Raw genomic sequence first — 12,798 nt, forward strand, 5'->3', positions numbered from 1 at the left:
TCGGGGCAACGCTAAACCTTGTCGCCGGTGTCAAGGCAAGGTCGGTTACGTGGCGTCCGGTGCGGCCTTGATGAACCAGTTGATGATCTCCTCGCCCGCGAGAATTCCGGAGGCGCGGGTGATGGTGAGGTTGGGATGGGTCCAGTTGAGTTGTTCGAGTTCGCCGTGGCGCGGACGGATGGCGGAGTCCGCGGTACGCAGCATTTCGGCGTCCAGAGCGCCGTCACCTGCGGCGAGAGTCATCGACGCAGGGGTGAGTTCACCGTTTTCGACCAGGCGGCGGCGGACTTCGCGCACCGCGTGACTCTTACAGACGGCGAGGGGCATGGTGTAGATCTTGCGGCCCTGCTGGGAGACGGACCAGCCGCGCGGGCGGCACCAGGCATCCCATTCGGCGAGGAAGCCGTCGGGCACTTCCTTGGGCTTGACCACCAGGTAGGTGAACAGATGATCGGCGACCCGGAATTTGGTGACCCAGGAATCGTCGATCCGAGCACGCAGTTCGGTATTCACCTCCGACAGCGTCGCGCCACCGGCCCGCACCTGCGCGTCGATATCGATGCGCCAGCGCATATCCGGCACGCCGTCGACCAGGATGTTCCCGCCGTTGCTGGTAATCGCGTATCGCCAGGGAGCGCCGGGTAATTGGATACGTTCGAACTGCTTGATGGTCCGTGTGGTGGTGGGAATGACGGCGGCGGGTTCGGTCAGGGTCTGCATGCGCAGAGCGGCGGTGGTCGTCATGAACGACAGTGGCGCGCCCTCCAGGTGTTCCACACAAACCGTCGGCACGTCGGTGGCAGCGTGGAAAGCGTTGCGCGAGTAAATCATCGTTCGGTCGAGATCGGTAGCGATCAGAGCCTGTCTTCGTAGCTTTCTCAGATGCATTACTGCTGTACGTCCTTGATCAATCCCATACACGAATAGGCCAGGTCGGGTACGACCTCGACCGGAACACCGCGGGCCGCGGCGAGCAGACGGATATGCGCGTGTTCCGGTGCGTCCGCCTCACGCACCAGCACCCGCCACGGCAGCCGCCGCAGCAACACCCGGGTCGTCTCACCGACACCCGGTTTCACGAAATTCACACTGGCGACGCCGTATTCCTCGCGCACCTTGTCGACCGAGGCCCAGCCGGTCCAGGTCGGTGTCCGGTCGTCGGCGCGCACGGCGGCCAGTTCGGCGGGCACGCGATCCCGGACCGCGTCGAAGGCGGTGGTCACGGTGTCGAGCAGACGACCGGAGACATCGTCGGCTGCCAGTTCGCGGTAGAACTTCGCGCCGTGGAAATCGCCGGGTCCGATCAGCGAGTCATTGAGTACGGTGCGCGAAATCAGCCCGGAGACTGTCGAATTCAGGCACGCGGAGGCGATCAGGAAGTCGTCTCGGGTGCCGTAGGTGCGCACGCAATGTCCCGGATCGGCGAGCACGGCGAGTTCGTCATTGAATCGGGCGCCGCCCGCGGCGTGATAGGAGTCCAGCGCTTCGGTGAGTTCGCGAGTGATGGCACCCTTGCCGGTCCAGCCGTCCACGAACACCACCGAGGCCGGATCATGATTGCGAGCAAGATAATCCAGTGCGACGGCATCGATACCGCGATCGCGCACGATAGATACCGCATAGTGCGGTACATCGAGGCTTCGCGACCGCAACCAGCGCCGCATGAGAACCCCGATCGGCGTACCCGCGCGCGCCAGCGAGACGAGCACGATATCGGTACCGCGTTCGGCGACAACGAGTTCGGATACCGTCGCCACGGCGAGCGCGAGTCGCTCGGCACTCTCGGCCAACACCTCGTCGAACAGCGAGCGATATGCGGCGTCGGGCTGATATTCGATCGGCAGCGATTCCGCGTAATGCGCGGCACCGGACTGGATCCGGCGTTCCCGCTCGGCCACATCGGCCTCGAGGTCGACGCCCGACAGATCCTTCAGCAGCCAGGAAACCTCCTCGGCCGCATACGATCCGAATGCCGGGCCGTACAGCGGAACCGGAAGTTCCAAGGCCGATTGCGGAGAGATATTCGATTCCGGCACAGCGTTCGACCTCATAACACCCTCGGTTCGGCATCGGTCCGGTCCGCATGCAACAGCCGCGGATCCGCACCCGGCAGCACTGCCAGGACGACATCGTCGCCGGATGCGGTCAGCACATCGATCAGACCGCCCTCGACCAGCAGTTCATCGGTATCGGCAGGTGTGTCGATGACGACGACCAGAATCGGATCGACTTCGAGTGACCGCACCGAGGTGGCAGCCCCCGTCAGCGTTGAATCATCCACCGCCCGCTCGACCACACGCGTACGATCGCCCGCTGCCGCGCCATCGTCGCGCGTCACGAGTTCGGACAACCCGTCCTCGATCCAGTGCGCGTTGTACAGATAGCGCGGTTGCGTCTCACCAGCTTCGGGCGCCACGAACCGAAACCCACGCCGCAGCGGATATCCCGGCTCATCCAGCACATATGCGGGCGACCGGGTCGTCGTCTGAAACCGCGTCGGAATCCCGGCATCGGCCAGCTCGGCGGCCAACCGCAACGGCAGATACATCAACTCTTCGTGCCCGAGCACAATCGCGGGCCGACCAGCGAAATCATCAGCAAGTCGAACCCGCAACGCCTCGGCGGCTTGCACCACCGCCGCCTCGAACGCATCGGTATCCGATCGCAGAATCCCGTGCCGACCGCCTTCTGGAACCGAAGCAGGCCACGGCAACTCGACTCGATCGAACGAACCACGCTGCGCCGCAGTCGGATTCAATTGCGGATCCGGCATAGACGACACCGTCTCGACCAGATCCTCGGGCAGCAAGGTGCGCCCGGACGCCAAACACACCGTGTCGATCCGCGCACCCAACTCCTCGGCCGCCGCCTCGAACCGCGCCCGATCGCCCTCGGTCCGCATATCCACCAGCGACGCGAGCACATAATGCGAACGCGGCGAAAACGCGTGCAATGCCCGAACCGCATCGATCGCCGTATCACCGGTGGAGATCTCGTCGTCGACGAGCACCAGCGGCAGATCGTTGACGAAGATATCCGCCGGTGCGGGCTGCAGCAGATGCGAGGTGGCGTGCGAATGCCCCTCCTCGAAGCCGGTCAAGGTGTTCGCGTCGGGCACCTCGCGACGGGTCGAATGCAGATAGCATCCGGCCCCGACCCGCGCCGCCACACAATGCCCCAAACCCGTTGCGGTCTCCGCGAATCCGAGCACCACGGCCTCGCGATCGCCCAGTGCGTCACGCACCAGATCGCCCAGCCGATTGCCCGCGCCGAGAACCACCCGCGGATCGGTCGGCAGATGCTTCCCGAGCACGGTCGAAACCAGTAGGTGCGCGCGACGTGGATTACGCCGCAACCCCGGCTGAATCAATGTGGCGATGGGCAATTCGGCGGGCAGCACATCCACCGATCCGCCGCCGTGCGACCGCTCGTGCCGCAACTCGATACCCAAATTCGTTGTCGCCCAAGGATCAATGTTCACTCGGTCACCAACGCCGTCAATAGATCCACGAACGAAACACCCTTATTCGCGACGCCGAAAACACGAGCCCGCAGCAGCGTCTGACGCGCCCAACTGCGATGCGGCCGCATCTCGTTCATCTTGTTCCGATATCCGGATGCCGCTACCCCGCCGACATCGACCTGCAGAATGTCCAGCGCATCCGAATACTCCTCGTGCGTCACCACCGACAGCGCATGCACGGCCGCGACATGCGACGGATGGATCACCGTCTTGCCCTGGATCCCATTGGCCCGGTCGAGTGTGATCTCACGTAGTAGCCCGTCCAGATCGCGGCTGACCAGATAGCGCCGGAACGGCACCGCATCGGATTCCTCGAACGGCGCGGTCCGCAGCAGCGGCCGGAACATCCGCTCGTGGTCGGCGAAGTATTCCCAGACCGGTCCGGTGATCACGAAACCTGTACCGTCCGAACGCCCCAGGTAGTTCACGATATCGGCGATGACATCCGCGACCACCCGCACGTCGTAGATGGTCAGATCCCGGTCCCGCCGAATGCCGAAGGTCGAGCACATATCCGTCGCACCGATGCGCACGGCGAGTATCCGCTCCCGGTGCTCGGCCAGCAGCGCCGCGATCTGGGTCAACTCCTGGTCCCGGGTCTCGCGATGCACCAGCGCAGGCGATTCGAGCACCGGCATGCCGTATACCGGCCTGCCCAACCGCTCGGCGGCCGCCTCCAGCGCGGCGAGATATTTCGGACCGCTCGCACGGTCGAATTTCGGAAAGACGAAACCGGTCAGTGCCACCGCCCCGGTGCCGAGTTGTTCGACGATTTCGGTCACGGTATCGGCATCGCGGACCCGGACGAACAGCAGCGGATTCGGATCCTCGCTGTCGGCAAGCAGATTCAGCGTCGCGACGGTCTGCCGTTTGGCGAATTCCACCTCGTGATCGGCGACGGCGTCCTCGAGATCGATGACCATCGAACACACACCGCGCGCGGCCCGCTTACTGATCGTCAAGGCGAGATCGGCGCGGGTCGCCGGCGCATACAGCGTGGCGCCGAGCGCGAACGCCAGAATTTCCCGGTCGGCATCCTCGCCGAACGGTTCCGGTTGTCTATGGAACAGGTGCCGCGCCTCCGGACCGTGCAGCTGGCGAAAATGGCGCAGCGGCAATTGCTTTCGCAGGGAGACCTGTTGCTGGACGACGATGCCCGCGGTCATCGCTTCGCTGTCCTCATCCCTAATTGCGGTGGCCGCATAACCCCTGGCCTCATTCTCGTCGTGGTCCTGCTTGTTTTCTCATTCGATCCACTACCCCGGCTACGAACTCCGCGACGGTATCCAATTCGGCCACATAGGCCCAGTAGTCGGGATGGCGCCCCGACAGGTTTTCGGTGATTCGATCGATCCGGTCCACCTGTGCATCGAGCACAGATCCCCATTCGCCGACGAGCCCGCGGCTCACCGCGAGCATTTGTGCGTCCCGCAGCCGAAATCGTACGGCCTTGGCCTTCTCTTGCGGATTCTCACGGACTTCACGCAGCAATGTCAGCCGTTTGGTGACGGCGTCGATCAAGTGTTCGGCCTCGGTGAGGTGCCCCCGTGCGGATGTGGTCAGATCAAGTGCGGACTCCGGATTGTTTTCGGCCGCCGCCGCACGCGCCCGCACCAGGGCGGTCTCCGCGGCATCGATGGCCTTTCTGCTTTCCTGCCCATTGTTAGCCAGATCCGCCGAACTCGCAGCATTGAACTCGCGCAGCATCTCCGAGTAGGCCGGTGCCACCCGTTCGCCACGGGTGCGCACGGCAGCCGATCTGGTAGCCACCGAGGTAATGGCGTTCGCCGCCGCCGCAGCCCGAGATGGGGCCTGCGCCAACGCTTCTGCCAGCGCTTTCGTCGCCGATTCCAGGCGGTTGGCGGCCTCTCGGACATTGGCCGCGGGCGCCTCGGAATCGAGACCCTCGAGTGTGAGCAGCGCCTCATCCACCGCCGCCGCGTGCTGGCGCACCGAGGGGTAACCAGCATATTCGGATTCGGCGGCCTGCCTGCGTACACCCGCGGCCGCGATCTTCACTTGCTGCGCGAATTGCGGCACCGTGCCGAGCACCGCGACGGCATGTTCGAGCTGGGACTGATCACCACGATAGAACTCGTCGACGGCACGGGCCGCGTCGGTCAGCTGCCGCACCAGGATGTCCACTCGCGGTTGTCCCTGTGGCATCGGCGTGCCGTCGCGCTCGGCGTTATCCAGCTCCTCGGTGAACGTCAGATATGCGCCTGCGGCGTCGTAGCACCTGCTGCGCACGGGTTCCCATTTCGCGCCCATCCGTCGCTCGGGAAACACCTGTTCGCAGGCGTGCACCGCCGCCTCGGCCGCGCTCTGGCGCCGATCCATATCGAGGAACGCGGCCGCCAGTGTCGACCGGGCCTGTGCAATCCATTCATTGTTCCCGGACGACCGGAACCATCCACGCCTACGGCCTGCCACGCCCCGATGTTAGGCGGTGGACTAGTTCGCCGGGGATACACCAGTTCCTACGCAAGATTGCCGAAACCTACTACTGTCGTAAGGCGTACCCGGCGATTCGGACAATGCTGGGAACCACAGACGTCTATTGAAAGGGAACCCCGCATGGGTGTCAGTTTGTCCAAGGGCGGCAATGTCTCGTTGACGAAGGCAGCGCCGAACCTTACCGCTGTCTCCGTCGGGCTCGGGTGGGATATTCGTACGACCACCGGCACCGACTTCGATCTGGATGCCAGTGCGATCGCGACCGGTGGGGACAAGAAGGTCGTGTCCGACAAGCACTTCATCTTCTTCAACAACCTCAAGTCGCCGGAGGGCTCCATCGAGCACCTCGGTGACAACCTGACCGGTGAGGGCGAAGGCGATGACGAGGTGATCAAGGTCGACCTGGCCAACACCCCGCCGACCATCGAGAGCATCTTCTTCCCGGTCTCGATCTACGACGCGGACACCCGCCAGCAGTCCTTCGGCCAGGTGCGCAACGCCTACATCCGCGTTGTCGACCAGGCCAACGGCACCGAGCTGGCCCGCTACGACCTGTCCGAGGACGCCTCGACCGAGACGGCCATGGTCTTCGGCGAGCTGTACCGCAACGGTGCCGAGTGGAAGTTCCGCGCCATCGGCCAGGGGTACGCCTCGGGTCTGGCGGGTATCGCCCGTGACTACGGCGTGAACGTCTAAGACGGACTGGTCTTCCCGTAGCGACTGCTTGCAGGTCGCTCGAAAGGATCGGCAGGGGGCTCGGCGACGGGCCCCCTGCTCGCATGTTCACGGAACGATTCGGCTCGCCGCTCCGTTGGACAATCGACGGTTCCGCGACCACGCTGGAACCATCATCGCGACCGCGGGTTGGTACGGCCCTCGGGTTACATCGGCATAAGGCGCGCTCGGACAGACATTCGACCGCCGCACGGAAAGGGTCTCCGCGTGGTCCTGCGCATATTCGGCATGTCCATCGTTGTCACGGTGATATCACTCGTCGTGGCATTCCTGTACGGCGGGCCGACAGCGCTGGCGCTGGCCGCCATCCTCGGTGTCCTCGAGGTCTCGCTGTCGTTCGACAATGCGGTCATCAACGCCACCGTGCTCGAGCGGATGAACGAGTTCTGGCAGCGGATCTTCCTCACCATCGGCGTGGTCATCGCCGTCTTCGGCATGCGGTTGGTCTTCCCGTTGGCGATCGTCTGGATCACCGCGGGCCTGAACCCGGTCAAGGCGTTCGACCTGGCGCTGAACCCGCCCGCCGATGACGCGCTGGTCTTCCCGGACGGCAGCCCCAGCTACGAAAAGCTGCTCACCGACGCACATCCGCAGATCGCCGCATTCGGCGGCATGTTCCTGCTGCTGCTGTTCCTGAACTTCATCTTCGAGGAACGCGAAATCACCTGGCTGTCCTGGCTGGAGAAGCCGCTGGCCCAGCTCGGCAAGCTGGATATGCTCTCAGTGGTCGTCGCGAGCGTCGGCTTGGTGCTCACCGCGGAATTCATCGCGGGCGACGAAGAGCGCGCCACCGTTCTGGTCGCCGGTCTGCTCGGCATGATCACCTACATCGTGGTCGACGGCCTCGGTTCGCTGTTCCACACCGAGGAGTTCGAGGAATCCGCGGACGGCGGTCCGTCCCAGCTGGTCAAGGCCGCGGGTAAGGCGGCGTTCTTCCTGTTCCTGTACCTCGAGGTGCTCGACGCGTCGTTCTCCTTCGACGGTGTCATCGGCGCCTTCGCCATCACCTCAGACCCGATCATCATCGCGCTCGGCCTCGGTCTGATCGGCGCCATGTTCGTGCGTTCGATCACCGTGTACCTGGTGCGCAAGGGCACGCTGTCGGAGTACGTGTACCTGGAGCACGGCGCGCACTGGGCGATCGGCGCGCTGGCGGTCATCCTGTTCGTCTCGATCGGCGTGCACATCAACGAGATCGTCACCGGTCTCGTCGGCGTCGCGTTCATCGGCGCGGCGTTCATTACCAGCATCATTCGGAATCGGGGCGAGGACACCGACGAAGTGGAGAGCGCGCGCGAGGTCACCCCGGTAGCCTGAATTCCGGCGGGTAGCCGAAGAACTCGAGCGGTAGCGGCCTCCTTGGCCGCTACCGCTTCTCTTTCCCGAGGGGGGAAATGGCGATGTCGAACGAAACTCCGGGCGCGAACCTGTCCAAGGTGACCTTGTCGAAGGCCACGCCGAGCATCACCCTCACCAAACCCGGCGATCAGCAGGGCACGATGCGGGTCAACCTGAACTGGTCCAGTGGTCCGAAGGGCTTTTTCCGCCGCTCCAAGGCCGTCGATCTGGACCTGGGCTGCCTTTACGAATTGTCGAGCGGCGCAAAGGGTGTGGTGCAGGCCGTCGGCAATAATTTCGGCGCACTGGAATCCGAGCCGTTCATCCAACTCGACGGCGACGACCGCAGCGGCGCATCGGCCGACGGCGAGAATATGCACATCAATCTCGCTCGGCCCGAGGTGTTCCGGCGCGTTCTGATCTTCGCCTTCATCTACGAGGGCATCCCGAACTGGGCCGCGGCCGACGGTGTGGTGACGCTGTTCCCCACCTCCGGTCCGCAGATCGAGGTCCGGCTGGACTCCCCCGTGGACGGTGCGCGGTCCTGTGCGATCGCCCTACTGCAGAATCAGGGCTCGGGCATCACCGTGCACCGGGAAGTGAACTACATCAACGGTGCTCAGCGCGCGATCGACGAGGCGTACAGCTGGGGCATGAACTGGCACGCCGCCAGGAAGTGATTCAGCGCACGGAAACCGGCTGCCGCTGATCGACCGCGGGCGTCGGGCGGCGCGAGGCGAACACCATGCCGATCAGTCCGACGCCGAGTCCGGCGGCGGCGAGGGGCCGCAGCGGCTGATCGATGAACAGCCAGGCCAGCACTGCGGTGACCGCGGGAGTCGCGAAAAACAGCCGGCCGACTCGCGTTGCCTCCCAACGCTTCAGCATCGCGTTCAGCAGCAGGAATGCGACCATCGAATTGACCAGTACCATCCAGGTGAGCGATTCCGCGAATCGCGTCGCATCCCAGATGTGCAATTGGCCGGTACCCCAAGCCAATACGCCAGCGATCGGCGCGCTCGCGGCCACGTGAATCGCGGTGGCGGCGCGCGAATCGACCTGCGGTACAAAGCGCTTCTGGTAGATCGTGCCAACGCTGAGGCCGAGCAAGCCGATCACGCACAGCAGCAGACCGACCAGTGACATGCTCGATTGGTCGAGTACGGCCAAGCCGACGCCGACACCACCGATGCCGAAGCCGAACCACTGTCGCGCCGTGACGGTTTCGCCGATGAATCCGGCCAGCAAAGCGATGACGACCGGATTTAGTCCCTGCACCAGGGCGATGATCGCGGCCGAAACATGCAGGCTCATCGCCGTGTAGAACGCGCCGAACTGCACGATCTGCATCAGCAGACCCGCGATGACGACATGTTTGAGCTGGCCCGCGCTCGGCCAGCTCGCGCGGATCGCGCGAGCGTACACCGCGAGCAGGACCGCCGCGATGGCGAAGCGCGCGAACAGCACCATCAGCGGCGGTGCCGCGCCGACACCGATGACCCCGGCGATGAAGGCGCTGCTCCACAGCACGACGAACAGTGGTTGCATGCCTGCCGCAAGGGAGGGCTTGTCGGTTGCTCGGGACAGCTGCGTCTTCACTTCCACTCCTACCGGCCTGATAACCATCTGAGGCGGTTACCAACCGTCGCATCTTTGTACGTAACCTGTCAAGGTGGTTACTATCGGAGGGTGTTCGCTTTCGTGAGCGGTAACCTCGCCCTGGACTTCGCAGGCACGGTCAAGGCCCGTGCCACGACGTTCGACGACGTACTCACCACCCCGGCGGATCTGGACGAATGGCTGCTCGCCGCCGACCTCCTCGACACCACCCCACACTGCGATGCGGCAACACTCGACCGAGCCGTGCGCCTACGCGAGGCGGGCTACCGACTGGCCCTGGCCGCGACCCGTGACCAGCCGTTCGCGGATGCGGACCGCGAGATCGTCAACGAGCTCGCAGGCGGCGAACTCCCCGGGCTCACTTTGCGAGCCGATGCGACGGTCACCCGCCACGGCGATCCGGACGCCGCACTCGCCGCGATCGCCCGGTCCGCGATCGAAATGCTCGGCGGGCCGGAGCGAGGGTTGATCAAGGAATGCGGCCGCGCCGAATGCACGCGGCTGTACCTCGATACCTCACGCGGTAAGTCACGCCGCTGGTGCGATATGACCATCTGTGGCAACCGCGCCAAAAGTGCGGCGTTCCGCGCCAGACGCGCCGACTGACCCCGGTTCGTGCTAGCCCACCGGTACCAGGCTGCCGGGTTCGAATCGGGGTATCCGCGGCGGTTCGGGCCGGAATCCGCGCGGTACCGCACGCACGAACAGGAAGAAGAACACCACGAGCAGCGCGGCACGTCCCCAGACGCCGAATTGCACGACGTTCTCCATCGAATCCACCGAATTGCCGGATCCGATCGAATAGAAATACCGGAATACGCCGATTCCGATCGCGGCGTCGGCGATCAGATACGCGCCGATCGCCGCCCACGGCACCTCGAGCAGAACCATGAACGGCACCAACCACAGCGTGTACTGCGGCGAATGCACCTTGTGGAACAGCAGGAATCCGCACAGCATCGCGCCGCTGACCCCGATCCACGGGAAGGTGCCGGTCATCGTGAATCGCTTCCAGCCCAACCACATCGCCAGCGCGAAGGAGGTCAGTACCAGACCCGGCGAGGCGATCGAGACCGCATGCTGAAACGCGCTCTCGCCATCGGCATCCTGGCCGAACAGCTGCCGGAGTCCCCAGTACCAAATGGAATTCGTGGTGATATCGGCCTGGCGTAATTGCTGGAAGGTGATCGATGCGCGCCAGCCGTCGTAACCGGTGAGCGCGAACGGCAGATTCACCACGACCACCGTGCCGACGGCCGCGGCGGCGGTCAGCAGCGCGCCGCGCACATCGAATCGAGTCGGCGTCGGATCATCCATATCGCGCTGACCGCCGGTGAGCACATAAGCCAGCAACGGCAACACGAAGATGCCCGGATACAGCTTGAGACAGAACCCGATACCGAGCAGCACAGCGGCAAGGATTCCCCTGGTACGCAACGAATATCGGGTCAGCGCGGTCACCACGTACACCGCGGCGACCGCCGTGCAGACCACGGGCAGCTCCCAGTTGTGGAATGCGTAGAGCACCAGCGGCGGGCCTGCCGCCCACAGCAGCGCCGCCCGCCCGGCCAGCCGGACCAGCAGCCAGGCGGTCAACAAGGCGAACGGCGCCAACAGCAATGCCGAATGCAGCAGGAATTCCGCGTCGTTATCGGCGCCGACCGCACCGAGCCACATCAGCACGCCGCTGAGCACCGGATATTCGACCGCGCCACCGGTCAGCGTGCCGTCAGCGGTGATGCCGCCGTCGATGTACGGAAAGACGTGCTGATCGATATCGCGACCGAGCCACAGGAATTGGATATCGGAATAACAGACATCCGAATCCTTGATCACATCGAAAATCGCACTGCGACCGTTCTCGGCGAACGGCGCACCCGCGCACCGCGCCTTGTTCGCGTACGCGAGCGCCAACGTGAGCCCGCACAGCAACACCACCACCGCGGCCAAGGCCGCGCTGCGCGTCACTCCCCCGACGATCCTGTCGCGGGTGGCGAGTCCGGTCGGCATGGGCACCACCCTAGGCCGCACCGTGCGACGACGCCCGTGCTTCCCCCCACCAATGACCATACGGGCACCGGCCCAGGCATCGATTTCGCTGCTCAACGGGCGTTCATGTAGCCTTGTCGGGTTGCTGACGCAACGACCCTCCTGCCACGGACCGTCCGTGGCCGTTTCCTAGTCCACAGGAGGTGATTGGTCCGTGCGTCATTACGAAGTGATGGTCATCCTCGATCCGAGCCTGGACGAGCGCACTGTTGGTCCGTCGCTGGACAACATGTTGAGCGTCGTCAAGACCGATGGCGGCAAGGTCGACAAGGTCGACATCTGGGGCCGCCGCCGGCTCGCCTACGAGATCGCGAAGCAGGCCGAAGGCATCTACGCCGTGGTCGATCTGACCGCCGAGCCCGCCACGGTGAGCGAGCTCGACCGCCAGCTGGGTCTCAACGAGTCGGTGCTGCGCACCAAGGTTCTGCGCCACGGCAAGTGACTCTCGATTGCGTCGGTGCCTGTCTCTAGGCTCTAGCGCAAAGCGAGTGCACTGCGGACTGCATACCGAGCAGGAGGAACCACATGGCAGGCGACACGGTCATCACCGTCATCGGAAACTTGACGGCCGATCCCGAACTTCGATTCACGCCCGCGGGCGCTGCGGTGGCGAATTTCACCGTCGCATCGACTCCCCGCGTGTTCGACCGTAATTCGAATGAATGGAAAGACGGCGAAGCGCTTTTCCTGCGCTGCAACATCTGGCGTGAAGCTGCGGAGAATGTCGCCGAAAGCCTGACCCGAGGCGCCCGTGTGATCGTGAGCGGACGACTGAAGCAGCGCTCCTACGAAACCCGCGAGGGTGAGAAGCGCACGGTCGTCGAGCTCGAGGTCGACGAGGTCGGTCCCTCGCTGCGCTACGCCACCGCGAAGGTCGCCAAGGCCAGTCGCGGCGGCGGGGGCGGCGGTGGCTTCGGTTCCGGTGGCGGCGGTGGCAACTTCGCTCCGGCCGGTGGTGGTGGCGGCAGCCGTTCCGGCGGCGCCGACGACGACCCGTGGGGCAGCGCACCCGCGGCGGGCTCCTTCGGGGGCAGCCGCGTAGACGACGAACCGCCGTTCTGAGAACGGCTCACATC

General features: G+C 64.7%; 13 protein-coding genes. 6 read left to right on the forward strand and 7 right to left on the reverse strand.

All coding sequences use genetic code 11. The features are described 5' to 3' along the window. Window positions 1-45: 45 nt before the first annotated feature. The 5 genes from ACQPZ2_RS43310 to ACQPZ2_RS43330 are packed head-to-tail and all read right to left on the reverse strand — an operon-like array spanning window position 46 to window position 5,956. The gene (locus ACQPZ2_RS43310) at window positions 46-888 is read right to left on the reverse strand and encodes an HAD family hydrolase (RefSeq protein ID WP_433523606.1); all 843 of its coding nucleotides are present in this window, start codon (window positions 886-888) and stop codon (window positions 46-48) included. Next, window positions 888-2,051, reverse strand: a complete 1,164-nt coding sequence (locus ACQPZ2_RS43315) for a cysteine protease StiP family protein (protein ID WP_433523607.1) — start codon at window positions 2,049-2,051, stop codon at window positions 888-890. The genes ACQPZ2_RS43310 and ACQPZ2_RS43315 overlap by 1 nt, the downstream gene beginning before the upstream one ends. Then, window positions 2,048-3,481, reverse strand: a complete 1,434-nt coding sequence (locus ACQPZ2_RS43320; RefSeq protein WP_433523608.1) for a phosphoribosyltransferase family protein — start codon at window positions 3,479-3,481, stop codon at window positions 2,048-2,050. The genes ACQPZ2_RS43315 and ACQPZ2_RS43320 overlap by 4 nt, the downstream gene beginning before the upstream one ends. Next, entirely contained in the window at window positions 3,478-4,689 is a 1,212-nt protein-coding gene (locus ACQPZ2_RS43325; protein ID WP_433523609.1) for an HpcH/HpaI aldolase/citrate lyase family protein, read from the reverse strand. The genes ACQPZ2_RS43320 and ACQPZ2_RS43325 overlap by 4 nt, the downstream gene beginning before the upstream one ends. A gap of 49 nt (window positions 4,690-4,738) precedes the next feature. After that, window positions 4,739-5,956, reverse strand: coding sequence for a hypothetical protein (locus tag ACQPZ2_RS43330; protein WP_433523610.1), 1,218 nt, complete (start codon window positions 5,954-5,956; stop codon window positions 4,739-4,741). 144 nt (window positions 5,957-6,100) lie between these two features. Between ACQPZ2_RS43330 and ACQPZ2_RS43335 the strand changes: the two genes are divergently transcribed. From ACQPZ2_RS43335 to ACQPZ2_RS43345, 3 genes are all read left to right on the forward strand, one after another. Then, window positions 6,101-6,676: a TerD family protein gene (locus tag ACQPZ2_RS43335; RefSeq protein ID WP_063042648.1), complete on the forward strand. Its 576-nt coding sequence runs from the start codon at window positions 6,101-6,103 to the stop codon at window positions 6,674-6,676. A 246-nt stretch (window positions 6,677-6,922) separates the two neighbouring features. Further along, window positions 6,923-8,032 carry a DUF475 domain-containing protein gene (locus ACQPZ2_RS43340; RefSeq protein ID WP_433523611.1) on the forward strand — a complete coding sequence of 370 codons (1,110 nt, stop codon included), beginning with the start codon at window positions 6,923-6,925 and terminating at the stop codon, window positions 8,030-8,032. A gap of 83 nt (window positions 8,033-8,115) precedes the next feature. After that, window positions 8,116-8,733, forward strand: a complete 618-nt coding sequence (locus tag ACQPZ2_RS43345) for a TerD family protein (protein ID WP_433523612.1) — start codon at window positions 8,116-8,118, stop codon at window positions 8,731-8,733. A gap of 1 nt (window position 8,734) precedes the next feature. Here ACQPZ2_RS43345 and ACQPZ2_RS43350 read toward each other — a convergent pair whose 3' ends face one another. After that, window positions 8,735-9,652, reverse strand: coding sequence for a DMT family transporter (locus tag ACQPZ2_RS43350; protein ID WP_433523613.1), 918 nt, complete (start codon window positions 9,650-9,652; stop codon window positions 8,735-8,737). A 90-nt stretch (window positions 9,653-9,742) separates the two neighbouring features. Between ACQPZ2_RS43350 and ACQPZ2_RS43355 the strand changes: the two genes are divergently transcribed. Further along, window positions 9,743-10,279, forward strand: coding sequence for a CGNR zinc finger domain-containing protein (locus ACQPZ2_RS43355; protein ID WP_433523614.1), 537 nt, complete (start codon window positions 9,743-9,745; stop codon window positions 10,277-10,279). A 12-nt stretch (window positions 10,280-10,291) separates the two neighbouring features. On the opposite strand, the gene ACQPZ2_RS43360 is transcribed toward ACQPZ2_RS43355, so the two are convergent. Then, on the reverse strand, window positions 10,292-11,683 hold the full coding sequence (locus tag ACQPZ2_RS43360; RefSeq protein ID WP_433523615.1) for a hypothetical protein: 1,392 nt from the start codon (window positions 11,681-11,683) through the stop codon (window positions 10,292-10,294). Between the two features lie 193 nt (window positions 11,684-11,876). Here ACQPZ2_RS43360 and rpsF point away from each other — a divergent pair, with 193 nt between their 5' ends. Together rpsF and ACQPZ2_RS43370 are read left to right on the forward strand one after the other, a co-directional pair. Next, window positions 11,877-12,164: a 30S ribosomal protein S6 gene (gene rpsF / locus ACQPZ2_RS43365; RefSeq protein WP_040697500.1), complete on the forward strand. Its 288-nt coding sequence runs from the start codon at window positions 11,877-11,879 to the stop codon at window positions 12,162-12,164. A gap of 83 nt (window positions 12,165-12,247) precedes the next feature. Further along, window positions 12,248-12,784 (forward strand): single-stranded DNA-binding protein, encoded by a 537-nt coding sequence (locus ACQPZ2_RS43370; protein WP_357473651.1) that lies wholly within the window; start codon window positions 12,248-12,250, stop codon window positions 12,782-12,784. Window positions 12,785-12,798 lie beyond the last annotated feature (14 nt).

The sequence above is a fragment of the Nocardia pseudovaccinii genome, assembly GCF_050942345.1.
In the GTDB taxonomy this organism is placed as follows: Bacteria; Actinomycetota; Actinomycetes; order Mycobacteriales; family Mycobacteriaceae; genus Nocardia; species Nocardia pseudovaccinii.